The 26,379-nt window shown below is 58.4% G+C and carries 28 protein-coding genes and 1 pseudogene; 16 read left to right on the plus strand and 13 right to left on the minus strand.

Annotated features, from left to right (window positions below):
• Positions 1–12: 12 nt before the first annotated feature.
• The 4 genes from NN484_RS07870 (at position 13) to NN484_RS07885 (ending at position 2,664) form a co-directional block, all read left to right on the plus strand.
• The gene (locus NN484_RS07870; protein ID WP_215502680.1) at positions 13–747 is read left to right on the plus strand and encodes a hypothetical protein; all 735 of its coding nucleotides are present in this window, start codon (positions 13–15) and stop codon (positions 745–747) included.
• A gap of 1 nt (position 748) precedes the next feature.
• Positions 749–1,156, plus strand: a complete 408-nt coding sequence (locus NN484_RS07875) for a hypothetical protein (RefSeq protein WP_215502681.1) — start codon at positions 749–751, stop codon at positions 1,154–1,156.
• 72 nt (positions 1,157–1,228) lie between these two features.
• Positions 1,229–2,308 (plus strand): hypothetical protein, encoded by a 1,080-nt coding sequence (locus NN484_RS07880; protein ID WP_274658833.1) that lies wholly within the window; start codon positions 1,229–1,231, stop codon positions 2,306–2,308.
• A gap of 2 nt (positions 2,309–2,310) precedes the next feature.
• A complete protein-coding gene (locus NN484_RS07885) occupies positions 2,311–2,664 on the plus strand; it encodes a DUF1428 domain-containing protein (protein ID WP_274658834.1) in 354 nt (117 codons plus the stop codon).
• Between the two features lie 109 nt (positions 2,665–2,773).
• On the opposite strand, the gene NN484_RS07890 is transcribed toward NN484_RS07885, so the two are convergent.
• Positions 2,774–2,968 (minus strand): PIN domain-containing protein, encoded by a 195-nt coding sequence (locus tag NN484_RS07890; RefSeq protein WP_127652571.1) that lies wholly within the window; start codon positions 2,966–2,968, stop codon positions 2,774–2,776.
• Between the two features lie 105 nt (positions 2,969–3,073).
• Between NN484_RS07890 and thpR the strand changes: the two genes are divergently transcribed.
• The gene (thpR, locus tag NN484_RS07895; protein ID WP_127652572.1) at positions 3,074–3,613 is read left to right on the plus strand and encodes an RNA 2',3'-cyclic phosphodiesterase; all 540 of its coding nucleotides are present in this window, start codon (positions 3,074–3,076) and stop codon (positions 3,611–3,613) included.
• Between the two features lie 246 nt (positions 3,614–3,859).
• Here the strand turns inward: thpR and NN484_RS07900 are convergent, their stop codons facing one another.
• The 5 genes from NN484_RS07900 to NN484_RS07920 form a co-directional block, all read right to left on the minus strand.
• Positions 3,860–4,957 (minus strand): polyamine ABC transporter substrate-binding protein, encoded by a 1,098-nt coding sequence (locus NN484_RS07900; RefSeq protein ID WP_215502684.1) that lies wholly within the window; start codon positions 4,955–4,957, stop codon positions 3,860–3,862.
• A 199-nt stretch (positions 4,958–5,156) separates the two neighbouring features.
• Entirely contained in the window at positions 5,157–6,032 is an 876-nt protein-coding gene (locus tag NN484_RS07905; protein WP_127652574.1) for an ABC transporter permease subunit, read from the minus strand.
• Positions 6,029–6,910 carry an ABC transporter permease subunit gene (locus NN484_RS07910; protein ID WP_371260449.1) on the minus strand — a complete coding sequence of 294 codons (882 nt, stop codon included), beginning with the start codon at positions 6,908–6,910 and terminating at the stop codon, positions 6,029–6,031. Before NN484_RS07910 ends, NN484_RS07905 begins: the two co-directional genes overlap by 4 nt.
• A 29-nt stretch (positions 6,911–6,939) precedes the next feature.
• Entirely contained in the window at positions 6,940–8,082 is a 1,143-nt protein-coding gene (gene potA, locus NN484_RS07915) for a polyamine ABC transporter ATP-binding protein (RefSeq protein WP_274658835.1), read from the minus strand.
• A 350-nt stretch (positions 8,083–8,432) separates the two neighbouring features.
• Complete coding sequence (locus tag NN484_RS07920) at positions 8,433–9,194, minus strand: gamma-glutamyl-gamma-aminobutyrate hydrolase family protein (protein ID WP_127652577.1); 762 nt, start codon at positions 9,192–9,194, stop codon at positions 8,433–8,435.
• A gap of 282 nt (positions 9,195–9,476) precedes the next feature.
• Between NN484_RS07920 and NN484_RS07925 the strand changes: the two genes are divergently transcribed.
• From NN484_RS07925 to NN484_RS07940, 4 genes are all read left to right on the plus strand, one after another.
• Complete coding sequence (locus NN484_RS07925) at positions 9,477–10,853, plus strand: glutamine synthetase family protein (RefSeq protein ID WP_127652578.1); 1,377 nt, start codon at positions 9,477–9,479, stop codon at positions 10,851–10,853.
• A gap of 177 nt (positions 10,854–11,030) precedes the next feature.
• On the plus strand, positions 11,031–12,521 hold the full coding sequence (locus NN484_RS07930; RefSeq protein ID WP_127652579.1) for an aldehyde dehydrogenase: 1,491 nt from the start codon (positions 11,031–11,033) through the stop codon (positions 12,519–12,521).
• Positions 12,522–12,573: 52 nt separating this feature from the next.
• Complete coding sequence (locus NN484_RS07935) at positions 12,574–13,857, plus strand: NAD(P)/FAD-dependent oxidoreductase (protein ID WP_274658836.1); 1,284 nt, start codon at positions 12,574–12,576, stop codon at positions 13,855–13,857.
• A gap of 349 nt (positions 13,858–14,206) precedes the next feature.
• Positions 14,207–14,755 carry a cupin domain-containing protein gene (locus NN484_RS07940; protein ID WP_042558757.1) on the plus strand — a complete coding sequence of 183 codons (549 nt, stop codon included), beginning with the start codon at positions 14,207–14,209 and terminating at the stop codon, positions 14,753–14,755.
• A 219-nt stretch (positions 14,756–14,974) separates the two neighbouring features.
• Here the strand turns inward: NN484_RS07940 and NN484_RS07945 are convergent, their stop codons facing one another.
• Positions 14,975–15,202: a hypothetical protein gene (locus tag NN484_RS07945; protein ID WP_274658837.1), complete on the minus strand. Its 228-nt coding sequence runs from the start codon at positions 15,200–15,202 to the stop codon at positions 14,975–14,977.
• A 189-nt stretch (positions 15,203–15,391) separates the two neighbouring features.
• On the opposite strand from NN484_RS07945, the pseudogene NN484_RS07950 reads away from it, so the two are divergent.
• Together NN484_RS07950 and NN484_RS07955 are read left to right on the plus strand one after the other, a co-directional pair.
• Positions 15,392–15,748: pseudogene (locus NN484_RS07950) on the plus strand (XRE family transcriptional regulator); the annotation flags it as partial.
• 428 nt (positions 15,749–16,176) lie between these two features.
• Positions 16,177–16,608, plus strand: coding sequence for a hypothetical protein (locus NN484_RS07955; protein WP_274658838.1), 432 nt, complete (start codon positions 16,177–16,179; stop codon positions 16,606–16,608).
• A 16-nt stretch (positions 16,609–16,624) separates the two neighbouring features.
• On the opposite strand, the gene NN484_RS07960 is transcribed toward NN484_RS07955, so the two are convergent.
• The 3 genes from NN484_RS07960 to NN484_RS07970 form a co-directional block, all read right to left on the minus strand.
• Positions 16,625–17,311 (minus strand): DUF4225 domain-containing protein, encoded by a 687-nt coding sequence (locus NN484_RS07960; protein WP_274658839.1) that lies wholly within the window; start codon positions 17,309–17,311, stop codon positions 16,625–16,627.
• The gene (locus tag NN484_RS07965; RefSeq protein ID WP_127652584.1) at positions 17,304–17,804 is read right to left on the minus strand and encodes an Hcp family type VI secretion system effector; all 501 of its coding nucleotides are present in this window, start codon (positions 17,802–17,804) and stop codon (positions 17,304–17,306) included. Before NN484_RS07965 ends, NN484_RS07960 begins: the two co-directional genes overlap by 8 nt.
• Positions 17,805–18,021: 217 nt before the next feature.
• Complete coding sequence (locus NN484_RS07970) at positions 18,022–18,309, minus strand: fructose-bisphosphate aldolase (protein WP_274658840.1); 288 nt, start codon at positions 18,307–18,309, stop codon at positions 18,022–18,024.
• A 594-nt stretch (positions 18,310–18,903) separates the two neighbouring features.
• Between NN484_RS07970 and NN484_RS07975 the strand changes: the two genes are divergently transcribed.
• The 4 genes from NN484_RS07975 (at position 18,904) to NN484_RS07990 (ending at position 21,494) form a co-directional block, all read left to right on the plus strand.
• Positions 18,904–19,317, plus strand: a complete 414-nt coding sequence (locus tag NN484_RS07975; RefSeq protein WP_215502692.1) for a hypothetical protein — start codon at positions 18,904–18,906, stop codon at positions 19,315–19,317.
• A 201-nt stretch (positions 19,318–19,518) separates the two neighbouring features.
• Entirely contained in the window at positions 19,519–19,899 is a 381-nt protein-coding gene (locus tag NN484_RS07980; RefSeq protein WP_127652586.1) for a hypothetical protein, read from the plus strand.
• A gap of 14 nt (positions 19,900–19,913) precedes the next feature.
• Positions 19,914–20,336 (plus strand): HD domain-containing protein, encoded by a 423-nt coding sequence (locus NN484_RS07985; RefSeq protein ID WP_274658841.1) that lies wholly within the window; start codon positions 19,914–19,916, stop codon positions 20,334–20,336.
• A gap of 138 nt (positions 20,337–20,474) precedes the next feature.
• A complete protein-coding gene (locus NN484_RS07990) occupies positions 20,475–21,494 on the plus strand; it encodes an AbrB family transcriptional regulator (RefSeq protein ID WP_274658842.1) in 1,020 nt (339 codons plus the stop codon).
• A 498-nt stretch (positions 21,495–21,992) separates the two neighbouring features.
• On the opposite strand, the gene NN484_RS07995 is transcribed toward NN484_RS07990, so the two are convergent.
• The 3 genes from NN484_RS07995 to NN484_RS08005 are packed head-to-tail and all read right to left on the minus strand — an operon-like array spanning position 21,993 to position 25,678.
• Positions 21,993–23,018: a DUF2955 domain-containing protein gene (locus NN484_RS07995; protein WP_215502696.1), complete on the minus strand. Its 1,026-nt coding sequence runs from the start codon at positions 23,016–23,018 to the stop codon at positions 21,993–21,995.
• Positions 23,008–24,132: an HlyD family secretion protein gene (locus NN484_RS08000; protein WP_215502697.1), complete on the minus strand. Its 1,125-nt coding sequence runs from the start codon at positions 24,130–24,132 to the stop codon at positions 23,008–23,010. The genes NN484_RS07995 and NN484_RS08000 overlap by 11 nt, the downstream gene beginning before the upstream one ends.
• Positions 24,125–25,678, minus strand: coding sequence for an efflux transporter outer membrane subunit (locus NN484_RS08005; protein WP_274658843.1), 1,554 nt, complete (start codon positions 25,676–25,678; stop codon positions 24,125–24,127). Before NN484_RS08005 ends, NN484_RS08000 begins: the two co-directional genes overlap by 8 nt.
• 131 nt (positions 25,679–25,809) lie before the next feature.
• Here NN484_RS08005 and NN484_RS08010 point away from each other — a divergent pair, with 131 nt between their 5' ends.
• Entirely contained in the window at positions 25,810–26,328 is a 519-nt protein-coding gene (locus NN484_RS08010) for a transporter suffix domain-containing protein (protein ID WP_215502698.1), read from the plus strand.
• The last annotated feature ends 51 nt before the right edge of the window (positions 26,329–26,379 follow it).

Below are 26,379 nucleotides of genomic sequence, written 5' to 3' on the forward strand. Positions count from 1 at the left end.
GAAGGGTGATATATGTCCGATGTGAAAGGTGGTACGGATTGGGATCTGGATTATTCGGCTATTGGCCGTAACTTTCCTGAAAGTTTCAAAACCAAGATTGTCGTCGATCTGCAGCAGGGTATGCCTGATTATGATGTGAATCAGTACTTCGGCAACCAGCCCGGCATTTTCGATATTTATGAGCATCTGGCGCTGGCGATTGACTCGACGACGGAGAAGGTGGTGGGGATCATTGGGGCGAAGAGTATTCCCTTTGGCTCTTCATCGTTTCTGTATCTGTGGACGGCGATGATTGCCGATGAGTGCCGCGGTTCTTCGCTGTTCAAGAAGCTCAATCAGTTTTTTCTGAAGAACGTGATACAGCAGATCGGCCTGCCTAAACTGATAGTGGCCAAGACCTATAATCCGGTGGTTTACAACATGTTCCGGGTCATGTCTTCAAGGGTGCCAGCGGCGCGGTTTTATCCGGACTTGCGACAGGATCCTCAGCCAGCAGATATGTCGGCGCTGGCGGTTGAAATTGTTCAAGCCCTGTCCAAGGACCTGGTGCTGGACATCAATACGGGGGTGATCCCAGGTGGGCAGAGTTCAGTCGCACCAAACTTCTTTCCGAAAATGGACATGTCCAGTGATGACGTAACAAATGCCCACTTCATCAAGCATGTCGGGTATTCGGACCAAGTGTTGTGCCTGGTTCTGTTACAGCCGGACTCGGAAGGATTCATCCAAGATAAAATCATTCGCTGACATGCGTGTCTCTCACGTTTCACTTTTGCTTTCAGCACTGCCAGCCGCCATTTTCTATGGCGCGCTGGCGGCAGCTGCCAATAGCGGGCACGGTGTTTCGGTCGCCGTGCAGGCTGCGGTTGTTCAAGCGCTGATCAGTTACACCTCGACGCTCGTTGCCCTGTCGCTGATGTTCAGACTGGCGAATCTGCTGAGCGGTTACAGTGCTGTCATTCGCCGCAGTATCGTTCCGTTAACGATCATCAGTGTGTTCAGTTCGGTCTCGATCATCATCCATTTGACGGTAGACACGCCCAATGTGTTGTTGACGGTTGCCCCTTCATTCTTCATCGGTTGGGTGTATTTTACGGTCGTCTATTGGCTCAAGGACTCCAGCCAGGCAGTGCCCGACACGGCTGATCCGCTGTAGGCACCTATACTCCTACTGCATATCGGAGAACACCCGGCACAGTGTTCGGCAGTGTTATGGGACATCGTTATCTTGAGTCCGCACTCGTTGATTGTCGTCGCGATTCTGGCTTTGGCGGGGTGCGCCAGCCCGGTTCATGCCCCGCAGACACCGATCGCTGTCCCCGTTTCCGCCGCGACCTGGCACCAAGTGGACAGGGAACTGGTCAGCGCGTCGCAGCAAGCTACCGAGCAGGTCAAGCTGTTCGCCCGTGGCTCGATGGAACATTGGCGCACTCGCGTCTACCAGCAAACTGAAGAAAATTTCATCCCGTGGTTCAGCAGCTACTGGACCCAGGAATGGCTGTCGATGAAGGTCAGTTGGTACACCATCAATGCCGGTGGCGAACAGGACGCCTCGGCCAAGCGCCTGGCGGCGTATCTGCTTGAGCAATATCAGGAAAGGGTGCTGGCACCGGTGGCGGTGGAGATCGACCCGGACGCGATCCTCGGCCAGGCCACGGCGTTCTACGCGCAACTGATGGCGCAGCAGATGCCGCTCATCGCCCAGCGTTATGGCGTGCCGTTGGCGCAGCTCAACGGGCGTCTGCAGAAAGTCCCGGCCATCGCCCTCGGGCCGCCACCGGCGCGGGATGCGTCGCTGTATCAGATCATCAGTACCGAGCCGCTGAACACCCTGCCGGCGTACGCCGCGCTGATCGACAAGATTCACACCGAGGGTGGCAGCAAGGGCATCGCCTCGACCGACGCCGGCATGGCCCCGGTGGCCAAACGCGCCAGTCAGCGGATGGAAGCGGAAATGGCCCCGCGCGGTGCGGCCAGTGCGGTGGCGGCTGCGGCGGGCAAGTTAGTCGGCGGGGTGATCTCGATCGGCGTGGCGGGCATCCGCGCGATCATTCAGGCCAACGACCGGCCTGACAGCGAAGCGCTGATTCGCAGCAGCCTGGGCAGCACCTTCGACAAGGCCTGGTCGAAACTGCTGCAGAACCCGACCACCGGGGTCATGGCCGGTACGCTGCATATCGCCGGGCAGGTCGAAGGCAGCTTGGGCGGGGCTGAACAACCGTCGGTCGGGCTGGGGGTGAATCGTGTCGAATGGCAGCCGCCGCAATCGACTACCCAGCAGATCCAACCCAACGTGCAAGGAGAGTGATCATGGCTTACATCGATATTTTTGTAGCACCTGTGCCCAATGCCAATCGCGACCAGTACAAAAAACACTGTGAGATCGCCGCCAGGCTGTTCAAGGAATACGGCGCAAAGGAAGTGGTTCAGTGCTGGGGCGATGACGTGCCGGAGGGCAAAGTCACGTCATTCCCGATGGCGGTAAAACTCAAGGACGGCGAGACGGTTTCGTCCGGCTGGCTGATCTGGCCAGACAAAGCCACCCGCGATGCCGGCATGGCCAAAATGATGGAAGACCCGCGCATGCAACCGGACGTCAACCCGATGGGATTTGATGGTCAGCGCATGATCTTTGGTGGCTTCAAAAGTATTCTTGAGTCCTGAAACTCCCACATATCCCCGTAGGAGCTGCCGAAGGCTGCGATCTTTTGATGTTGATTGTAAAAAACAAGGTCAAAAGATCGCAGCCTTCGGCAGCTCCTACAGGGGGGCGTCACTCGGCTGAGGGGGTGATACGGCAACTTTTGCGGTGGCGGATCTGCTCGTCCGTCGGCCGTTCGCGGACGAATTCGAAACGCGGTTCACCTTCGCTGTAATGCACCAGCCAGCCCCATTCCAGCTCGGTTTCATCCTGCCCGGGGTTCGGTGGTCGGGCCCACCACGGTTCTTTGCTGAGGATCTCGCGCATGGCGGCCTCCGGTTCGATGGCAATCCTTGAACTATAGACGGGTGTCGCGAGTCGTCAGAGAAGGCTGTGTAGAATCGGCCGATCGACCAGCGAAGGAGCAGGGCCATGACCGATGACGCGCGCAGGGATGAACCGTTCAAGCGACTGTTTTTTGCCCTCGACTGCCCGCCACCACAGCGCAAGGCCATTGCTCAGTGGCGCGGCGACCTGGGGTTGCGCACCGGCAAACCGGTGCCGGCGGATAACTTTCACCTGACGCTGCTGTTCCTCGGTGCCGTGCCGCTGGCGCAGATCAATGAAGTCTGCGAGGCCGCCGGCAAAGTACGCACGCCGGGTGAAACGCTGAGGATTGCGTTGGATCGCTTGCAGGTCTGGCATCGCGCCGGGATCCTGTCTTTGGCGCCCGAGCAGGCTCCGCCGGCCTTGTTGCACCTGGTGTATGCGCTGGAGCAGGCGATGCTGCCGTTTGGTTTTGAAGAGTCGCCGCGCGAGTTTCGCCCGCACCTGACCCTGGCCCGGGACTACCGTGCCGCGGAGCCGGAATCCGCCACGCCGCCGGAGTTTTTCCTGCGGGCCGAGCGCTTCGCCTTGTTCGAATCGCATAAGGGCCGCTATCGAGTCCTGCAGGATTGGCCACTGAGTTGAGCGCACAAAAAAAGGCGCCCGAGGGCGCCTGAAATTCACCTGAACCGAGGAAGCCAGGTGAGGCCGTTCATTGCAGGGGGCAGCGGTGGTAAGGCGCTGCGTGAACGGGAAATCATTAGTTCTTTGTGTCACAACACCGACCCACTGTAGGAGTGAGCCTGCTCGCGATGACGTCGGCACATTCAGCATCATTGCTGCCTGACATACCGCCATCGCGAGCAGGCTCACTCCTACAGGGGTATTCGGTTATTTACCGAGCTTCACCCGTGTCCAGCCCCGGGTCATGATCCGCTGCGTGGCAATCGGCTGATCCGGCACCGCGTACAACGTCGCCATCACCGCTTGCGACGGGTACGACCCCGGGTCGTTGCGGATCGCTTCGTCCACCAGCGGCGTCGCGGCCGAGTTGGCGTTGCTGTAGCCGTTGCTGTTGGTGATCTCGGCAATGATGTCCGGACGCATCAGGAAGTTCATGAACAGGTAGGCGTTGTCGACGTTGGCGGCATCGCGCGGGATGGCGACCATGTCGTAGAAACTGCCGGCGCCTTCCTTCGGAATGCTGTAGTCGATCTGCACCTGGTTGCCGGCCTCCACGGCGCGGGCCTTGGCCTGCAGCACGTCGCCGGAGTAACCGACCGCCACGCAGATGTTGCCGTTGGCCAGGTCCGAGATGTACTTCGAGGAATGGAAGTACGCCACGTACGGACGGATCTTCATGAACAGTGCTTCAGCTTCGAGGATGTGCGCCTTGTCCTTGTCGTTCACCGGATAGCCCAGGTAGTGCAGGGCGGCCGGGATCATTTCGGTCGGCGAGTCGAGGAAGCTGATGCCGCAGGCTTTCAGTTTTTCTGCGTTTTCCGGTTTGAACAGCAAGTCCCAGGAGTTGGTCGGGGCATTGGCGCCGAGCACTTCCTTGACCTTGGCCGGGTTATAGCCGATGCCGATCGAGCCCCACATGTACGGGAACGCGTGAGCGTTGTCCGGGTCACTGGCGGAGGCGTTTTTCAACAGCACCGGGTTGAGATTCTTCCAGTTCGACAGCTTCGATTTGTCCAGCGGCTGATAGACCCCGGCCTTGATCTGTTTGGCCAGGAAGCTGTTGGACGGCACGACAATGTCATACCCGGATTTGCCCGCCAGCAAACGCGCCTCAAGGGTTTCGTTGCTGTCGAAGACGTCGTAGGTCACCTGGATGCCGGTCTCGTCTTCGAACTTCTTGACGGTGTCCGGCGCGATGTAATCGGACCAGTTGTAAACACGCAGCACCTTGTCGTTGGCTTGGACGCCCGTGGCGATTGCGCCCATTAAGGACAGTGTCAGCAGAGTCCTGCCAAACATTTTCATTGGTGAAACTCCATTTTTTTTATTCAAAAACACAACACAAAACCTGATCGACTGGCACAACTCGTGTAGGAACTGTCGAGTGAAACGAGGCTGCGATCTTTTGATCTTGCTTCTAAAGATCAAAATCAAAAGATCGCAGCGTGCCGCAGCTCCTACAGGTGGACATAGCCCCCTTGCCACAGATTTTGTATGTCTACATTCAGGCCGTGGCGGCGCGTTGCGGCTGCTGCCACGATTCATTCGCCGTCTGATCCATTGCTTCCTGAATCGCACGCTTGCGGTTGGCTTCTGCCTTGCGGCCGAAGTACCAGACCAGGAAGGTCACCAGCGACACCGCCAGCAGAATCAGGCTCGCCACGGCGTTGATCTCAGGCTTCACGCCCAGACGTACCGCCGAGAACACTTCCATCGGCAGCGTCGTCGAACCCGGGCCGGAAACGAAACTCGCCAGCACCAGATCGTCCAGCGACAGGGCGAACGACATCATGCCGCCCGCTGCCAGCGACGGCGCGATCATTGGAATGGTGATCAGGAAAAACACCTTGAACGGCTTGGCCCCCAGATCCATCGCGGCTTCTTCGATCGACAGGTCCAGTTCACGCAGGCGGGCGGAGACTACCACCGCCACATAAGCGGCACAAAACGTGGTGTGGGCGATCCAGATGGTGACGATGCCACGTTCCTGCGGCCAGCCGATCAGCTGCGCCATTGCCACGAACAACAGCAACAGCGACAGACCGGTGATCACTTCCGGCATCACCAGCGGCGCGGTGACCAGACCGCCGAACAGCGTACGACCCTTGAAGCGCGTGACGCGGGTCAGCACGAACGCGGCGAGGGTGCCCAGCGCAACGGCGGCAATCGCGGTGTAGCAGGCGATTTCCAGCGAGCGCACCACCGAGCCCATCAGTTGCGTGTTGTCGAGCAGGCCGACGTACCACTTCACCGACCAGCCGCCCCACACCGTCACCAGTTTCGAGGCGTTGAACGAGTAGATCACCAGGATCAGCATCGGCAGATAAATGAACATCAGGCCGAAGATCAACATGAACTTGGAAAAACCGAAGCGTTTCATCCCCGTGCCTCCATCTCTTTGGCCTGGCTGCGGTTGAACAGCAGAATCGGCACAATCAGGATCAACAGCATCACCACCGCCAGCGCAGACGCCACCGGCCAGTCGCGGTTATTGAAGAACTCTTGCCACAGCACGCGACCGATCATCAGCGTCTCCGGGCCACCCAGCAGTTCCGGAATCACGAACTCACCGACCACCGGAATGAACACCAGCATGCAGCCTGCGATGATGCCGTTCTTGGCCAGCGGCACGGTGATTTTCCAGAAGTTGTTGAAGTTGCTCGAACCCAGGTCCGACGCGGCTTCCAGCAGGCTGCCATCGTGTTTGACGAGGTTGGCGTACAGCGGCAACACCATGAACGGCAGATAGGCATACACGACACCTATATAGACCGCGGTGTTGGTGTTGAGGATCTCGATCGGGTGATCGGTCAGCCCCGTCCACATCAGAAACGCGTTGAGCAGACCGTTGTTGCTGAGGATGCCCATCCACGCGTAAACGCGGATCAGGATCGCGGTCCAGGTCGGCATCATGATCAACAGCAGCAGGACGTTTTGCGCTTCCTTGCTCGCTTTGGTAATCGCATACGCCATCGGGAAACCGATCACCAGGCACATCATCGTGCTCAGCGCCGCGACCTTCAGCGAACCGAGGTAGGCCGACAGGTACAACTCGTCTTCGCCGAGCATGGTGTAGTTGCCGATGTTCAGCATCAGCTGGAATTTCTGTTCGGCGTAGGTGTAGATCTCCGAGTACGGCGGGATCGACAGCGCGGCTTCCGAGAAGCTGATCTTCATCACCAGAAAGAACGGCAGCATGAAGAACAGGAACAGCCAGATGAAGGGGATGCCGATGACGAATTTTCGCCCGCTGGGCACCAGGCGCAGGAATTGTTGATTGAGGGTTCTCATGAGCGCAGTACCACGCCGCTGTCGTCTTCCCACCACACGTAGACGTTGTCGTCCCAGGTCGGACGCGCGCCACGGCGTTCGGCGTTGGCCATGAACGACTGGACGATCTTGCCGCCGGGCAATTCGACGTAGAACACCGAGTGGCCGCCGAGGTAGGCGATGTCATGCACCTTGCCTTCGGACCAGTTGTAGCGGGTCTCTGGCTTGATCGTGCTGACGAGCATTTTTTCCGGGCGGATCGCGTAGGTGATCGATTTGTCCTGCACCGAGGTGCTGACGCCGTGGCCGACGTAGATCTTCTGCTGCAAGTCCGGGCTGTGGATGATCGCGTGACCTTCAAGGTCTTCCACCACGGTGCCGTCGAAGGCGTTCACGTTGCCGATGAATTCGCAGACCATACGGCTGACCGGCGCTTCATAGATGTCGACCGGGCTGCCGATCTGGGCGATCCAGCCCAGGTGCATGATCGCGATGCGCTCGGCCATGGTCATGGCCTCTTCCTGGTCGTGGGTCACCATCACGCAGGTCACACCGACGCGCTCGATGATTTGCACCAGCTCGAGCTGCATTTGCGAACGCAGCTTTTTATCCAGCGCACCCATCGGCTCGTCGAGCAGCAACAGTTTCGGACGTTTCGCCAGGGAGCGGGCGAGGGCCACGCGCTGACGCTGGCCGCCGGACAACTGATGGGGTTTGCGTCTGGCGTATTGGGTCATGTGCACCAGGCGCAGCATCTCTTCGACGCGGGCGTCGATTTCGCTGGCCGGCAAACGATCCTGCTTCAAGCCGAAGGCAATGTTCTGCGCCACCGTCATGTGCGGGAACAGCGCGTAGGACTGGAACATCATGTTGATCGGCCGCTCGTACGGCGGCATGTCGGTGATGTCCACACCGTCGAGCAGAATCCGCCCTTCAGTCGGGCGCTCGAAACCGGCGAGCATGCGCAGCAGGGTCGATTTGCCCGAGCCGGAGCCGCCCAGCAGCGCGAAGATTTCGCCCTGATGGATCTCCAGGGACACATCGTCCACAGCGGTGGTTTCGTCGAACTTCTTGGTGACACGGTCGACTTTCACCAGAACCTTTTTCGGTTGCTGGTGGCCTTCTAGTGCCTTCCTGTAAGTGCTGGAGGCGTTTGCCATGTGAAACTCCCAACAGGTTTCGTTCGCCTGGCCAATGTGGCCGGGCTTGAGTGGATTGCAAGCCAGGGAAACTGTCCTCGCCACACATGGCCCCTGTAGGCGCTGCCGAAGGCTGCGATCTTTTGATCTTGATCCTGAAAAACAAAATCAAAAGATCGCAGCCTTCGGCAGCTCCTACTGGGGATCGCATTTGCAGCGGGTTGCCCTGACCTGGTCGGCGCCGCCGTCCTGGCTGCCTGGGTCGTACTTGTTGTTATTACGGTTTGTTGTTTTCACGGATGACGGATGCGCACACGCGCAACCGCCGACCCCGTGGGGGCAGTAAACAGTGATGAAATCCTGGGGGGGGGTCAGCGCTTGTTGCGTCGCGCCGCCCGTTGCCGGCAAGCCTCACCGAACCCCTGAAAAATCTTCAGATAGTTCGGGTTGTCCAGCACTTGCCATTCCGGGTGCCATTGCACGCCGAGGGCAAAGGTCGGGCTGTGCTCGACCGAGATCGCCTCGATCAGGCCATCCGGCGCCACGGCTTCGGCGCGCAGGCCGGGGGCGAGGCGGTCGATGCCCTGACTGTGGATCGAGTTGACCTGGAACTCACCCGGCAACCCCAGCGTTTCGAACACACCGCCGCCGAGCACAGTGACCGCATGGGCCGGTGCGTACTGCACGGCCACGTCCGGGCTGTCGGCTTCACGGTGATCGAGCATGCCCGGCAACTCGTGCACTTTCTGGTGCAGGCTGCCGCCGAAGGCCACGTTCATTTCCTGGAAGCCACGGCAGATGCCGAGTACCGGAACGCCCGCCGCAATGGCTGCACGCAATAGGGGAAGGGTGGTGGCGTCCCGCGCCGGATCGTGATCCGTGCCGGGGGCGCTGGCCGGGCCTTGATAGTGGAAGGGTTCCACGTTCGAGGGCGAGCCGGTCAGCAGCAGACCGTCGAGTTGACCGAGCAGGTCTTCGATTTCAGTCAGGTTGCCAAGGGAAGGAATGACCACCGGCAACCCCAGCGCCGCAACGCTGACAGCGCGAACGTACTTGTCGCCGCTGATGTGGTAGGGGTGCAGGCCAATCTGTTTGACGCACGCAGTAACGCCGATCAATGGCTTGAATGCCATTTTTATTCACCTCGAAGTTTGACACTTGAACGAGCTTTTCCGGAGCTTAGCCTCGTTGATTTTAATTAACAACTGCCATGTAAAAAATTCTAAACGCCGTTCATCATGTCTTCATGATTCCAGGCCTTGTGGCGCCTGCGTTGGCACGTAAGTGTTAAAAAAAGCCCGAAAAATAAACGCTGAACGGCCAGATGTTCGCTATTGACTTCACTTTGCCTTTCGGATTGACTGGCTCGGCGAAACAGCGGTGAACATAATAATTAACAGCTAAATAGGTGCATCATGTCGGTCCCTCTGCGTGCCGTTCAACTCAACGAAGCAAACGCATTCCTTAAGAAACATCCTGAGGTTTTGTACGTCGACCTTCTGATTGCGGATATGAACGGTGTGGTGCGCGGCAAGCGCATCGAACGCACCAGTCTTCATAAGGTTTACGAGAAAGGCATCAACCTGCCGGCCTCGCTTTTCGCCCTCGACATCAATGGCTCTACGGTGGAAAGCACCGGCCTGGGTCTGGACATCGGCGACGCCGACCGCATCTGCTACCCGATCCCGGGCACCCTGAGCATCGAGCCGTGGCAGAAGCGTCCAACCGCACAGTTGCTGATGACCATGCACGAGATCGAGGGCGAGCCGTTCTTCGCTGACCCGCGTGAAGTGCTGGCCAACGTGGTGCGCAAGTTCGACGAACTGGGCCTGACCATCTGCGCCGCGTTCGAGCTGGAGTTCTACCTGATCGATCAGGACAACGTGAACGGCCGTCCGCAGTCGCCGCGTTCGCCGGTGTCCGGCAAGCGTCCGGTGTCGACTCAGGTGTACCTGATCGACGACCTCGACGAATACGTCGACTGCCTGCAAGACATCCTCGAAGGCGCGAAAGAGCAGGGCATCCCGGCTGACGCCATCGTCAAGGAAAGCGCCCCGGCGCAGTTCGAAGTCAACCTGCATCACGTCTCCGACCCGATCAAGGCGTGCGACTACGCAGTGCTGCTCAAGCGTCTGGTGAAGAACATCGCCTACGACCATGAGATGGATACCACCTTCATGGCCAAGCCGTACCCGGGCCAGGCGGGCAACGGTCTGCACGTGCACATTTCGATCCTGGACAAAGAAGGCAACAACATCTTCGCCAGCGAGGATCCCGAGCAGAACGCCGCGCTGCGACACGCGATCGGCGGTGTGCTGGAGACCCTGCCTGCGCAAATGGCCTTCCTCTGCCCGAACGTCAACTCGTACCGCCGTTTCGGCGCGCAGTTCTACGTACCGAACTCGCCGAGCTGGGGCATCGACAACCGCACCGTTGCGGTACGTGTGCCGACTGGTTCTGCCGACGCCGTGCGCATCGAGCACCGTGTCGCCGGTGCCGACGCCAACCCGTACCTGCTGATGGCTTCGGTACTGGCCGGTATTCACCACGGCCTGACCAACCAGATCGAGCCGGGCGCGCCCGTTGAAGGCAACAGCTACGAGCAGAACGAGCAGAGCCTGCCGAACAACCTGCGCGACGCACTGCGCGAGCTCGACGACAGCGAAGTCATGGCCCGCTACATCGACCCGCTGTACATCGACGTGTTCGTCGCGTGCAAGGAAAGCGAGCTGGCCGAGTTCGAAAACTCGATCTCCGACCTTGAGTACAACTGGTATCTGCATACGGTCTAAAAGGCCACCGCACACCCTGTAGGAACTGCCGAAGGCTGCGATCTTTTGACTTTGTTTTTTTGCAAATCAAGGTCAAAAGATCGCAGCCTGCGGCAGCTCCTACAGGGGGGCGGGTTATCAGATTTTGATTGACGGGTATTCGCTCGTCACCCAATTCCCCCTTGTCGAGCCCCAACCATGACCATCACCCGCAACGACTGGGAACAACGCTTCCAGTCCCTGAGCATCGAATCCCGCGCCTTTATCAACGGTGAATACCGCCCGGCGATCAGCGGCGCCACCTTTGAATGCCTGAGCCCCGTCGACGGCCGTTTCCTCGCCTCCGTGGCCAGCACCGATGAAGCCGACGCCAACCTCGCCGTCGAAGTCGCACGCCAATCCTTCAACTCCGGCGTGTGGGCCAACAAGGCCCCGGCCGAGCGCAAGCGCATCCTGATTCGCTTCGCCGATCTGATCCTGCAACACCAGGAAGAACTGGCGCTGCTGGAAACCCTCGACATGGGCAAACCGATCAGCGACTCGATGAGCATCGACATCCCGGCGACCGCCAACGCGATCCGCTGGAGCGCCGAAGCCATCGACAAGATCTACGACGAAGTCGCCGCCACCCCGCACGACCAACTCGGCCTGGTAACCCGCGAACCGTCCGGTGTGGTCGCCGCCATCGTGCCGTGGAACTTTCCGTTGATCATGGCCAGCTGGAAATTCGCCCCAGCGTTGGCGGCGGGCAACTCGTTCATCCTCAAGCCTTCGGAAAAGTCGCCACTGACCGCGATTCGCATCGCGCAGCTTGGGCTGGAGGCGGGCATTCCGAAAGGCGTGTTCAACGTTCTGCCGGGCTTCGGTCACACCGTCGGCAAGGCGTTGGCGCTGCACATGGACGTCGACGTGCTGGCCTTCACCGGCTCCACGGCGATTGCCAAGCAACTGATGATTTATGCCGGGCAAAGCAACATGAAACGCGTCTGGCTCGAAGCCGGTGGCAAGAGCCCGAACGTGGTGTTTGCCGACGCCCCGGACTTGCGCGCGGCAGCCCAGGCAGCAGCCGGCGCCATTGCCTTCAACCAAGGCGAAGTGTGCACCGCCGGTTCGCGTCTGCTGGTGGAGCGTTCGATCCGCGAGCAATTCATTCCGCTGCTGGTGGAAGCGCTGCAAGCGTGGAAACCGGGGCATGCCCTCGACCCGGCGACCACCGTCGGCGCCGTGGTCGATCAGCGTCAACTGGACAATGTGCTGCGTTACATCAGCATCGGCCGCGAGCAGGGCGCCGAGCTGATTGCCGGCGGCCAGCGCACCCTCGAAGAAACCGGTGGCCTCTATGTGCAACCGGCGATCTTCGACGGCGTGACCAATGCGATGACCATCGCCCGCGAAGAAATCTTCGGCCCGGTGCTGTCGCTGATCACCTTCGACACCGTTGAGGAAGCGCTGCAGATCGCCAACGACAGCATCTTCGGCCTCGCTGCCGGTGTCTGGACCAGCAACCTGAGCAAGGCGCACACCTTCGCCCGTGGCTTGCGGGCCGGCAGCGTGTGGGTCAACCAGTACGACGGCGGCGACATGACCGCCCCGTTCGGTGGCTTCAAGCAGTCGGGTAACGGTCGCGACAAATCGCTGCATGCGTTCGACAAGTACACCGAGCTGAAAGCGACCTGGATCAAGCTCTAACTCTTATACAACGGTGGTCGCCCTGAATCGGCGACCCTCGGAGAACAATAAAATGAAACAGCAACACGTCAACAGCTACTACGCCGCCACCCGCAACGAAGTCATCGACTTCCCGGTGCTTGAAGAATCGGTCGAATGCGATGTCTGCATCATCGGCGCCGGCTACACCGGTCTGTCCTCGGCGCTTTTCCTGAGCGAAGCCGGCTACAAAGTGACGGTGCTCGAAGCGGCGAAAGTCGGCTACGGCGCCAGCGGCCGCAATGGCGGGCAATTGGTCAACTCCTACAGCCGCGACGTCGATGTGATCGAAGAGCGCTACGGCGACAAGACCGCAGAAATCCTCGGCAGCATGATCTTCGAAGGCGCCGACATCATTCGTTCGCGCATCAAGGAATACGACATCAAATGCGACTACCGCCCGGGCGGCATCTTCGCAGCGATGAACAAGAAACAACTCAATGGCCTGGCCGAGCAGAAGCGCAGTTGGGAACGTTACGGCAACAAAAATCTGAAGATGCTCGATGCTGCTGACATCCGTCGTGAAGTCGGCTCCGACGCCTACGTTGGCGGCATGCTGGACATGCAGGGCGGTCACGTTCACCCGCTGAACCTGGCGCTCGGTGAGGCCGCGGCCATCGTGAGCCGGGGCGGCAAGATCTACGAGCAATCGGCGGCCGTGGAAATCAAATACGGCGAGCCCAACGTCGTGCGGACCGCCAAAGGCCAGGTGCGCGCCAAGTACCTGCTGATCGCTGGCAACGCCTACCTGCCGCAAGGTCTGGACAACCGCGTGACCGCGAAAAGCATGCCGTGCGGCTCACAGATCTGCGTCACCGAACCGCTGACCGAGAAGCAGGCGCGCAGCCTGATCACCAACAACTACTGCGTCGAAGACTGCAACTACCTGCTCGACTACTACCGCCTGACGGCCGACAACCGTTTGCTGTACGGCGGCGGCGTGGTCTACGGCGCGCGGGAGCCGGACGACATCGAGCAACTGATCCGCCCGAAGATCCTCAAGACCTTCCCGCAGCTCAAGGACGTGAAAATCGACTACCGCTGGACCGGCAACTTCCTGCTGACCATGTCGCGCATGCCGCAATTTGGCCGCATCGAGAAAAACGCCTACTACATGCAGGGCTACAGCGGCCACGGCGTCACCTGCTCGCACCTGGCCGGCAAACTGATCTCGGAAATGATCCGCGGCGACGCCGAACGCTTCGATGCCTTCGCCTCGCTACCGCACATGCCCATGATCGGCGGCCGCACCTTCTCCGCCCCATTGACCGCCCTCGGCGCCGTCTACTACTCGCTGCGCGACCGTTTCGGCATCTAGCTTACCTCCCCGGCGGCGGCTCCCAGGACCCCGCCGGTTTTTTACCTGCCTGAAACACCACAGATCAAATTGTAGGAGTGAGCCTGCTCGCGAAGGCGGTCTTTCAGTCAAAAAACATGTTGAATGTGCCACCGAATCGCGAGCAGGCTCACTCCTACAGGTCCGTATTTCCAAGGCTAGAAGGACTTTTATCCCACCGCCCATCGAACCTGCTGAGCAACACCACCAAACGTGATTTAATAGCCGCCTTTCACGGTTCCGGGACACGGGAGCAACGTGATCCGCGCCCTCGGCGCGTCACCCGCCACCCACCCCCATCGCCCTTAAGTCGTTCTCACATAAGGCAGTCATGGATACGGGTTCTCGACTCAAACTAGTACGCGAAAGCTACAAACTGTCCCAGCGCGAGCTGGCCCGGCGTAGCGGCGTGACCAATGCCACCATCTCCCTGATCGAACAGAATCGTGTCAGTCCTTCCGTCAGCTCCCTGAAAAAGCTGCTCGAAGGCATCCCGATGTCCCTGGCCGACTTCTTCACCTTCGACCAGCCCCCGCGCGAACACCAATACGTGTTCCGCGCCAACGAACAGCCCGACCTCGGCCGCCACGGCCTGCGCCTGCTGCTGATCGGCGCCTCCGTCCCAAGCCGCCAGATGCGCCTGCTGCGCGAGCAATACGCGCCAGGCGCGAGCTCCGGGGAAGAGCCGATTGTTCACTCGGAAGGTGAAGAGTGTGGGTTGGTGACGCGCGGCACCGTGGAGTTGACGGTGGATGGGTCGGTGAGTGTGTTGAATGCGGGGGATGGGTATTACTTTCCTACGACGTTGCCGCATAAGTTCCGGAACATTGGGGCGGATGAGGCTGAGATTATTAGTGCGAATACGCCGGCGAATTTTTGAATTGTTTGTGACCTCTGATTTGTATGCTTCCAATTTTTTCTTGGGCATTAGCTTTGTAACGATGTTGCAGTATTTCTGGGAAAGTTGACGAGAGGGAGCTCTGGTGATTTGAGTTTTTAGTACTGGTCAGGGACTATCAGTTGAGTTGATCGGCCCCTGACCAAGGTTTCCTCTACAATGCAGTAGTTTTTATATGGTGTTTGGTTTATAGAGTACTGCTCATAGCGTCATATTCGGATGTTGGCCATGATGTTCTTTTCGCCATTCTAATTCCTTTGGTGTAAGAGGACGATAGTCGTAAGTGATTTTTGCGGTTTTTGTCTGGGGTTGAAGTGCTATTTTTTGTATGATTAGAAACTTATCATCCTCGACCAGTTTGAGAACGGCGGCTCTTTCTGCGGCCTCTTCGGTCATTTTTACTCCTGTCATGTCAATTTCGCGTTCCATGATTTATTCCTTTTGATAGTTGCTACGTCATTGTGACGAGCTAATTACATGATCTTGCGCTAGGGTCATGCTTTCAACTGTCATATATGACAGTTTAATATATAAATTTGGAATTGATTCTGGGTTGCATATATTTTTTTGTTTGCGGTGTTAACACGAAAAAGTGACAGATTTATTTGAGTAGGTCCGAAAAAGCTGCTCGAACATCGTCCCGATGTCCTGACCACTTTTTCACCTTCGACCAGCCCCCACGCGAACTCCAATACGTGTTCCGCGTCAACGAACAACCTGACCTCGGCTGCCACGGGCTGCGCCTGCTGCTGATCAGCGCCTCGGTGCCGAGCCGCCAGATGCGCTTGCTGCAGGATCAATACGCGCCGGTGCCAGTTCGGGGGAAAAGCCGATTGTGCATGCGGAAGGTGGGGAGTGTGGGCTTGTTACGCGGGGGATGGGTATTACTTTCCGACGACGCTGCCGCATAAGTTCCGGAACATTGGGGCGGATGAGGCTGAGATTATTAGTGCGAATACGCCGGCTAACTTCTGATTGGTGCTTCACGTAAGCCCATGCGCTGCAAACAAATCCGACGCCTTTTTAAGGTGTCGGATTTTTTTGAGTGGCGGAAAAATTTGTAGGGTTGATGGTTTTCATTCGTACGAAAATTCTGAATGAGTGCGTGATGATGCAAAGTTAATGGCGTTATGATTTTTCTGACATGTTTAGATTGCTTGGTGATTCGATTTTTTCGAGGCTAAGGAGTGCTGGAGAATTATGAGTGTTCGGTAAATGTGCGTTGTCATTGGTTTTTTCTTTGCGGCTTTTGCGCTTTGTGTGCTCTATATCATGTTGCTTGTTCTTTTGTTTGACAGGTTTTTTCCGTTTGGTGAGATTGCAGTGCAGGCCTTTTTGAGCACGTTTTCGCTCGCGTACTCGGCTTGATTGTGTTGATGGTTTTCATGCTCTGGAATTGAATTATGAGATTAGATGATCTTCGATATTACTTTAGTGTTTCAGGGTTGGTAGTCGCGTCTGCTGGATTTTATGCAATGGTTTTCATGGGCGGTATGCGCGAGTTATTTGGAATCGACGAGTCGATATTCTGGATTTTATTCTGGATTACTTTTTTGTTTTTCGCGTTTTTTGGACTTGTTTACTATGTTCCTCGTCTTCGTAATGTGCTCTCTGGAGAAAGGATTGAAGAAAAGCACTATGGTTTTAAAGGCGCATGGGTAGAGATAGTCATTGTGTCTATAACTGCGGCCGCTATTTTTGCTCCTTTTCTATTGGAGTTTGATTTTTTTAGTGATGTGTCGTACTGGGTTATGGCGTTTTTCTTGTTTTTTTTGTTTCTTGGATTATTTTGTTACTTGAGTTTTTTTCAACGTTCGTTTCGCTCTCGCCGTTGACGGACTCGGTATGTGATTATTTTTCAAGGCTCGATTCTTTTATAATTGCGTTTAGCGTGAAGCTGTCGACTAATGCTTCGAATGACAACGCTAGTGTTCCCATCTGCTTGTGGGCTCGCTCGTAGTTTATAGGGTCTTTATTGAAAAGTTGCACAGAATCTGGCTTTCTAACGAGTTTTACCATGCCTAGAACAGAGAGGTATAGATCGACAGTGTAATAGCCAAGATTACCATTTTTGATACCAAGTATTTTCTGGTAAGCCATTCTCATAGGCCCTACCAAACTTGGGTTGTCGGGGCCGCGATAGATGTTTCCCACCCCCTCGTAAACGTTGTTGAAGCCATGCCCGATTAATATCGCGCCCGTGACGCCGGCTTTCCCTCTGCCAGCTCCAAGTACTACAGCGCCAGCCTGAATTTGTAGGGTCCCTGAAGCAATGTTCACTCCATTCTGAAAATAAAATATGGATTTGGCAGAAAGCTCTGAATACTCCTCCCTGAGTTCCTGCAATCCTTGCTTGGCACTAATGACACCTTCATCCACCGCCCGAATAATCTCATTCGCATAATCTGAAACGATCTCGCTAAATCGCAGTTGCGTGAAACTGTCATACAGCTGCGTTGCGCCGATCTTGCAGCCAAAGGCGACTAGATCGGATGCAGCACGGCTGACGTCGTCAATGTCACACGAATCCTCATTCATCGTTATTTCCCCAACTGCTGAAGCCGCTTGTGCCCGCCTGAATATGGGTCCAACTGATTTCGCGGTAAGTGAATGACACCAGTTCCTGTGGCTGAGCGTCGTTCAAATGGATGGCGTGAGGAACCTGGAGGTTGATGTGGGCGATTTTTGCGCCGCTTATGTGGATTTTGAAGTATTTGTCTTGCGTGCCAGCGGGGGAGGTTCGGTAGAAAAAGATGGTGCAGTCCAGCACTTCGCGTTCGTGAAGTGCGGCGGAGAGGAGGGGGGAGGATTTGTCGATGTTCTTGGTGATCATGATCGGCAAGTGCTTGCCACGGTCGGCCGTAACGCCGCCGTCATTACCGGTAGTCATATTGTGCGAATAGGAAAGGACCATGATTTCATCGAGATGGCCCAACTGACATTTGTTGCCGATTGAATTGATATCGGAGCAGCCGGCCGAGATAAGCCCTTGACGATTTCCGGTAATGCTCATGTAGCTGTGGTTGGCCATGGAAGCTCTGCTTTATTGACTGGAAAACTCTTGTTTGAAGAGTAACCGTCAACTAAAGCCAGAACGGTGGCGCGCTGGTTCGCTGTTGGTGATGTTCGGACGCGTCTTACAAGGGGCGCGGAAGTCAGGAGGTGATTATTCCCAAATGCCAACGACGTTATCGCTGGTTGGATGACCGGGCGTTTATGAAGTTGGCACTTTGGCAATGTGTTGGTTATCAGGCTGGTGCGTCGAAACCCCGCTGTTCAATCACCCGAAACACATCACTCACGTCCTGCACCATGATCCTGGCGATGTTGGTCACGGTATTGATGTCATGTTCGGCGTAGTCGGGGAGGCGGGTGCAGGCGATGAGGTCGAGGTATTTGAGGACGGCGTTGAGGCGTTCGGCGACGCAGGCGTGGAGTTCGCGCAATGGGGCGTCGGCGTCGATGAGGAGGACGGGGTGGTCGGTGGCGGGGTGGGACATGTGGGCGTAGTGGTGGAGCGGTTTTTTGATCGTCATTAGGAATGGTCTCTCAATAAAATGAGCCACCGTTTTGCTGCGAAACATAATGGGTGGCGGCTGTGAGCGGGTTCGCAGACCGAGGAGAAACCAGACCCGGCAGACTCGAAAGTCTCCCGCACACAACCGCCATAAAACGTAATGCCGGCGAATTTTGCCAGAATTGTCGTTAGACGGTGTTATCCAATTTCTCTTCAGGGCTGCGAAACCCATCGCCAACTGCGGTCAGCGACAACCTTACTCTAGGCAGCAATTCCCGTAGCCACAACCGACCTGTAGGACGCAAAACCAACCCTGTGGCGAGGGAGCTTGCTCCCGCTCGGCGACGCAGTCGGCGTATTCCGGCGCATGCGGTGGACCTGGAGAAAAGGACTGGCCGGTTTTGGGTCTGCTTCGCAGCCCAGCGGGAGCAAGCTCCCTCGCCACAGGTGGTGTTTTCCTACGAGTTTTTCAGACTCAAAAATCTGCGCGGATCTCATTTGCCTGTTTGAACTTTCCTAAAAAGCGATGTCAATTTGATGGCGTGTCGCGACGCTCATTGAGAACGGATCAAGCAGTGCCAGGCTGTTTCCTGGCAACCCAGGGAAGTGTGAGATGAAACTGATTCTTGCGATGTTGTTGATGTTCAGCGGTTACACGTTTGCCAGTTGTTCCAGCATCAGTGACAGCGATCAACGCAACTATTGCCAGGCCACGCAGGAAGGCAGTACCTGCTCCTCGATCCGGGATAGTGATTTGCGTGCGTCCTGTGAAGCCGAGAAGGGCAGTACCTGTTCGAGCATTCACGACAGCGACCAGCGCGCTTACTGCGAGGCTAAAAAGGGCAGCACTTGTTCCAGCATTCATGATTCGGATTTGCGCGCAATGTGTGAGGCTGAGAAAGGCAGTACCTGCTCCAGCATCCATGACAGCGATCAGCGTGCATTTTGTGAGGCGAAGAAGGGCAGCACGTGTTCGAGCATCCATGATTCGGACCTGCGCAATCAGTGTGAAGCGATGAAGCGCTGATTGATCCGCGTACCTCCATACGTAAAAAGGGACACCCAACGGTGTCCCTTTTTTGTGGGCGACAGAAACGTGATTCCCGGACTGCCCAGTCAAACGTTTCACTTGTCACAACCCGGTTCATCGTCAAAGGTTCCCCCCACTGGCACCAAGTCGTAGACTGCGAAACAAGTTGTAACGCCTCACTCACGGACGGAACCGCGCATGATCGAAATCGGCAGCCGCAACAACGCCCCCACGCCGCAGCATCCCACTCAAGACATCTATATCTTCAGCATCGACCAGGCCCGACCGGCGACGCCGTTCTGCTTCGAGCAATCGATTGGCGGCGGGCATGCCAATCAGGGCGGGGCACGGTGGTTGGCGCTGGATGAGCTGGATGCCTGGCCTGGCGAGTGGCGTGAACATCTGAAGAAAGCCGATTGCGCGTGGGTCGCGCAAGTGATCGATACGCATCCGGGGGCGGATCAGGCGACATTGGTGTCCATGATTCTTGAGCAACATTCCCAGCCAGTGGGGCGCTTTAAAACAATCGGCAACTGGCTTAAGCGCAACATCCACGTCGGCGGCCGTTACGGCCTCTAACCCGAGGAATCCCCATGACCCAGACACTCGAACGCGCCATCGCCCTCGCTGCCACCGCGCACGCCGGGCAGGTGGACAAGGGCGGTGCGCCGTACATTTTGCATCCGCTGAAAGTCATGTTGCGCATGACCACGATGGAAGAACGCATCGTCGCCGTGCTGCACGATGTGGTGGAGGATTGCGGCATCAGCCTCGATGATTTGCGCAAGGAAGGCTTCAGCGAGGAGGTGCTGACGGCGCTTGAATCGGTGACCAAAGTGCCAGGCGAGTCCTACGAGGATTTCGTCGAGCGCGCGGCGCAGAACCCGATCGGCCGGGTGGTGAAACTGGCGGATCTGGAAGAGAACAGTGACCTGTCGCGGATCGCCTCGCCGAGTTGGGAGGATCTGGAACGGGTCGAGAAGTATCGGCGGGCAATCGGACGGTTGCGCGCGTAAGAACGAATACACCCCTGTAGGAGCTGCCGAAGGCTGCGATCTTTTGATCTTGATCTGCAAAAAATCAAAAGATCGCAGCCTGCGGCAGCTCCTACAGGGATTGAGGGTGGGTCAGTTGAATAGCCAGGAAGGCGAAATATGAAATCGATTCTGTGTTTGTTGATCGCTGCCGCCGTTGGTGCTGCGTTGCAGGTCAGCGGTGTTCCTCACGGCTTGTTGCTGGGGGCGATTCTCGTCACCGCGCTGGTCACCACGCGCACCGGTTTCGCCCCCGCAACCCCTTATGGCTTGGGCTACATTCAGGTGACGCTGGGCATCGCCACCGGGCTGATGTTCGAAGCGTGGGACAGTGCGACGGCATCGGCGATGTTGCCAAGCCTTGGCGTGTTGCTACTGTGTCTGACGGTGCAGATCGCCCTCGCCGGATGGTGGCTGACTCGCGGCGCGGGATGGAATCGCACCGATGCGCTGTTGGCGGTGTACCCCGGTGCATTGGCGGCGGTGTTCGATTTGCTGGAATCGCATCAGGCTTCAAGCAAGGTGATCATCGTGCATTTGATGCGGCTGCTGTTGATCACGGTGCTGGTGAGTTTGCTGATTCCTGGAACGGCACCGGTTGCCGTGGCCGAGGCCGATCCGTTGTCCACGGGCATGGCGCTGACCGTGCTGTCGGTGATCGGTTTGAGCGTGTTGGTCGGGCGTTTATTGCTCGCCGTTGGCGTGCCGGCACCGTTCATGCTGACGGCAATCATCATCACTGCCGTGTTCGTGAAATCAGGATGGCTGCACGGCTTTCACATGCCGAACTGGAGTTTGAGCCTGGCGGCGCTGATTCTGGGTGTGCGGATTGGCTCCCGTTTTCAAGGGCTCGGCCTCGCGGAACTGGGACGTCATGGCCGCACGGCATTGGTGTCGGTGGGTTTGATGATTCTGGTCGCGGCGGTTTTCGCGTTGGCGGCGGGACGGTTGCTGGGCAGCGATGCGCTGTCGTTGTGGCTCGCGTACATGCCAGGAGCAATCGAAACCATCGCTATTGTGGCGTTCGCCGGCGGGCTGAACGTGGTGTTTATCCTGACTCACCATCTGGCACGAATGGTGGTGCTGCATTTTGCGCCGGCGTTGTTGGTGCAGGTGCGGCGTATTAGAGAGGAAGTCTGAAAAGCTTTTTGGCGTTTAGCAAAATGCCCATTTTTAAAATGGGCATTGGCTAAATATGCATTGATGGTTACTTCAACCACTTGTACAAACGATAGCCACCATAGCCCGCCACTGCGATTGCAGCCGCTGGCCAAGCTGCTGCGGTGGCGACTGCCACCACTCCTGCAGCCATTCCACCTCCACCTGCAGCAACTGCGCCACCTCCGAGAGTGGCTAAGGCAGAAGTCGTTGCAGCGGCGCCGCTTAAGCCAGCCGCGTTAGCGACCGCGACCGCTCCGCCATAAACCATCGAAGCGTTGGCTATACCTGCTGCTGCACCAGTTGCAATGGCGGAGCCTGCTACTGTTTTGTCACCAATTTCCATTTGATTACCCCTACTGGATATGTGCCATGGCAACTATAAGCCATCACTTTGGCATCATTCCAGATCTTTTTAAGGTTGGATCCAAGGCGAAAAAGTTATTGCGCCAGATTGGATGACAACTCGAAGCCCGGTTATCAGGTCACACCCTGACGGTGTTCCCGGTGCGCGACGAGCAAGTGCATCATCACCCCGCTATAAAGCGTCACCAGAATGAACAACCCCATGCGCACCGCAAATGCGCTGTAGACATCCTTGCCCGCCGCGCTGTCTTCCACCGATTGGCCGAGCAGGATGATCATGGTGATCAGGGTGTTGAGCCAGAACCCCGGCGTGAGTTGCGTCGGGTGCATCCGATAGAGTTTGCGCGCCACCAACAGCCCGAACAGCAGCATCCACAGAAAGAACATCCACAGGTGTACGAACAGGCTCAACGCACACCAGAACAGCACCGCCAGCAGTCCGCCGAGCAAGGTCGAGCCGAGCAGTTCGCGCCCGGCATGGTGGGTGCGGGTGGTGGTGCTTTGCTGGCCGAGGCTGACGGCTTTGAGGATGATCGGCAGGTAGCTGGCGGGGTCTATCAGCACCAGCAGGAAGGTCGGCAGCACGATCAATGTTGCGCGCAACGCTACGCGGGGCACGTCTTCGGCGGGCAGGGCGGGGGCGGGTGGTGGCGCGGGACTGTTGGCCGGTTCCGGGAACAGGATGTGGCTCAGGCCGACGATGACGACGGCCAGTAACAGGCCTTTGACCAGTGCGCCGATCACCGCCATCGCCAGCTCGAATGAGGCGAAGCCGGCGGCAGAGATCATGGTCATGCCGATCACCAGGAACGTCATGATCAGCACGTTGCCGCCGCGCAAACCGTAGGTGAACACCAGAAACAGCCCAACACCGATCAGCAGCACGCCGCACACCGGGTAATACCGCAGCAACGGCACCAGCAACAGTCCGAGACTGGTGGTAAACGCGGCGACCAAAGTCAGTACCAGCGCCATTTTGACTGGCAACGGCCGGGGCATGCTGGCGAGCAGCAACACCGCGAGCACCGGCGACAGAAACGATAGTGGCAAGGCGAAACCGTAACTGGCAGCGGTGCACAGCGCCGTGCCGAACGCCAGGCGCAAGGCTCGTTGCGCCGGCACGCTGCGCTCAGTAGGCATACGACAGCCAGCTCATTAACCAGACAAACACCCGCCCGAGTGGGTTGAGCAGATTGCCCTCGGTGGGGAAGGCCATGACTTCCGCCTGCCCACCGGCGCGGATCGCGCGACTGTCGATCAGACGCTTTTTCGCCTCGTCGCTGAACTCGATGATCACCGGAAAACGTTGCGCCGGGCGCAGCCAGTCGCGGCTGTTCTGAATGCTTGGCAAGGTGCCGGGCGCAGGCGTCTGGCCGACGCTCACGCCATAGCCGACGCTGCGCACGCGACCGTCGAGGACTTCGCCGGGCAGCGCGTCGAGGACGATCGCCACCGGGGTGCCGGGTTGCACGCGGCCGAGGTTGTTCTCGGTGAGGTCGGCGCTGACCCACACGTCCTGGATCGTGATCAGTGTCATCACCGGACTGCCGGCAGCCGCGAACTGGCCGACGTCGGTGCGCAGGTCGGTGATCAGTCCCGCCGAGCGCGCGCCGATGCGGGTGTTGGCCAGATCGAGTTCAGCCTTGGCCAGCGTGGCGGCGGCGCTGAGCAGTTTGGCGTTGGTGTCGGTGTTGCCGCCTTCCTGTTCCTGGGCACGCAGCACTTCGGCCCGGGCGGCGGCGACCTTGCTGACCGCCGCTGTATGGTTGGCCCGGGACACTTCAAGAAGTCGTACGGACACCGTGCCCGGATCTTCTTTGTACAAGCCTTCAAGCCGGCGATTGTCCTGGCGCGCCTTGAGTTCATCGGCTTGGGCTGCACGCAGCGACGCCTGGGCCGAAGCGATGCCTGCGGTGCTGGCGCCAACAGTGCGACGGGTGTTTTCCAGATCGGCCCGGGCGCGGTCGACGGCAATCTGCAGCGGCTGCGGATCGAGTTCAAACAGGATGTCGCCAGCCTTCACGTCCTGGTTGTTACGCACGTTGACCTTGATCACCCGGCCCGCGACTTCCGCCGCCACCGGAATCACGAATGCGCCGACCCGCGCCTGCTGGGTGTAGGGCGTGTAGCGGTCGGCCAGCAGGTACCAGGCCAGGCTCAGCACGAGCAACAGCAGCACCCAACGGATGCCTTTTTTCGCCGGGTCGGGTTGAGCCGGTACGGGGGCGGGCGCTGGAGGCGCGGCGTCAGTCATGGGTGCTTACCTGCGGTGGAAGGGGATACGCCGCTTGGGCGGGCGGTGCGTTCAACAAATCGCCCCAGTCGGTGCGCTGCTGCATCTGTTGTCGGGTGGGGGCGTCGATCAGCGGCGCGCTGTTTTGCCAGCCGCCACCGAGGGCTTTGTACAGGGCGATCAGGTTGCTCACCGCGTCGCTGCGGCTGACCAGATAATTGTCTTGCAGCTCCAGCAGCGCACGCTGGGCGTCGAGCACCCGCTGAAAGTCCGAATAACCTTCACGGTATTGCGTGTTGGCCAGCACCAGCGAGCGCCGCGCCGCCCCTTCGGCCTCGCGCAAAATACGCTCGCGCTGCAGCGCTTTGCTCAGGCCGCTGGCGGCATCGTCGGCTTCGCGGGCGGCCTGACGCACCTTGTCGCGATAGGCTTCGATCAGTTGCTGCAGGCGCGCGTCCTGCACTCGGATGTTGTTGCGGATACGCCCGTAATCGAAGAGGTTCCAGCGCAGGCTCGGGCCGCCGATCAGGTCGAGGCTGCGCGGGGTGGCGCTGAGGGTGTCGGTGGACCAGACGATGCTGCCGAGCAAGGTCAGCGACGGGTACAGATCGGTTTCGGCAACCCCGACCAACGCCGATTGCGCAGCGACGTTCAGTTCTGCCGCCCGCACATCGGGGCGGCGCAGCAGCAGGTTGGCCGGGACGTCTTGCAACACCGCGCGATCGACCAGCGGAATCAACCCCGCTCGCTCAGCCAGCAGCGCCGCGCCCCCGGGCGGCTGACCGACCAGTACTGCCAGCGCGTTACGGGTGCGCAGCAACTGATCTTCGAACGCCGGAATGCTGCTCAGCGTGCCCAGGTATTGGGTTTTGGCCTGTTGCAGATCGAGTTCGGCGGTCTGGCCGCTGTTGAACAGTTTTTCGGTGATCTCGAAATTGCGTTTCTGCTGGGCGGCGTTTTCCCGGGCGACTCGCAGCCGTGCTTCGGTGGTGCGCAGCAGAAAATAGGTGTCGGCGACTTGCGCGCGCAGCAACACCAGTGCGTCTTCATAGTTGGCCTGAGCGGCGAAGTAACTGGCATCGGACGATTCGATGGCACGGCTGAAACGGCCCCAGAAATCCAGCTCCCAGCCGACATCGAACGCCGCGCTGTGTTGCCAGAATTGACGGTTCTGCGGGTTGTTGCCACCGGACTGATGACGGTCGATGTAGAGGCTGTCGACGCCCGCCTGCTGCACTTGCGGATAGCGGCCGCTTTCAGCGATACCCAGTTGCGCGCGGGCTTCGAGCACCCGCAGCCCGGTGATTTTCAGGCTGCTGTTGTGCGCATCGGATTCGGCGATCAGGCGGTCGAGCACCGGGTCGGCGAACACCTGCCACCACTGGCGCAGATCGGGCTGGCTGGCGCGCTCGCTGGCCTGCTCCAGCGCGGTGCTGTTCCATTGCTTGCTCCAGGCTTCGCCCGGCGGCTGGAAATCCGGCCCCAGGCGTACGCAACCGCTCAAACTCAAGGCGCCCAGCAACAACCAGTGGCCGGGCCGCGTCAGCAGGGCGGTGGTTGCAGGCATTGCGCGTGTCCCGGGTCGCAAATATCACTGGAGCATAGACGGCAGTTCACAGGTTGATCGGGCGAATCTGCTGCTACGCTTTTCAAGCGCTCCTCAACCGACCCGCGCCCTCGATCAAAAGGTACGAAACCATGGACACCTCACAGGATTCGGTTGTACCGACTCCCCCTGCCACCTGGCGCTTCAAGGCCGGTGTGGTGATCATCTGCCTGATGCTCGGCTCGTGGCTGATGGTGCCAATCGCCGCCAGCCTCGATGTACCCGGCTCGAAAGTCGCGGCGCTGACCGGGGTGCTGTTTATCAGCAACAAGGTGCTATTGCTGCTGGTGATCGCGGTGATGGGCAAGGCCGGCTTTGCCGAACTCAAGCGCAAGATCGGCAGCTATGTGTCGGGAATCATTCCGACGCCGGTTGATCAGGTCGGGCCGATGCGACACCGGATCGGTGTGGTGATGTTCTGGCTGCCGCTGCTGACGGCGTTCCTGGAACCGTATTTCGATAACTTCTGGCCGGGAGTGCGCCCCAATCTGTGGCAGATGCAACTGCTCGGTGACCTGATGTTCATCGGCAGTTTCTTCGTGCTCGGCGGCAACTTCTGGGACAAGGCGCATGCGTTGTTTGTGCGCACGGCGAAGGTGATTTCCGAGTAAGCGCATACGATGCCATATGATCCCTCAGAGGTTTGGAGCGGGATGAGAAAT

The organism is Pseudomonas serboccidentalis (assembly GCF_028830055.1).
In the GTDB taxonomy this organism is placed as follows: Bacteria; Pseudomonadota; Gammaproteobacteria; order Pseudomonadales; family Pseudomonadaceae; genus Aquipseudomonas; species Aquipseudomonas serboccidentalis.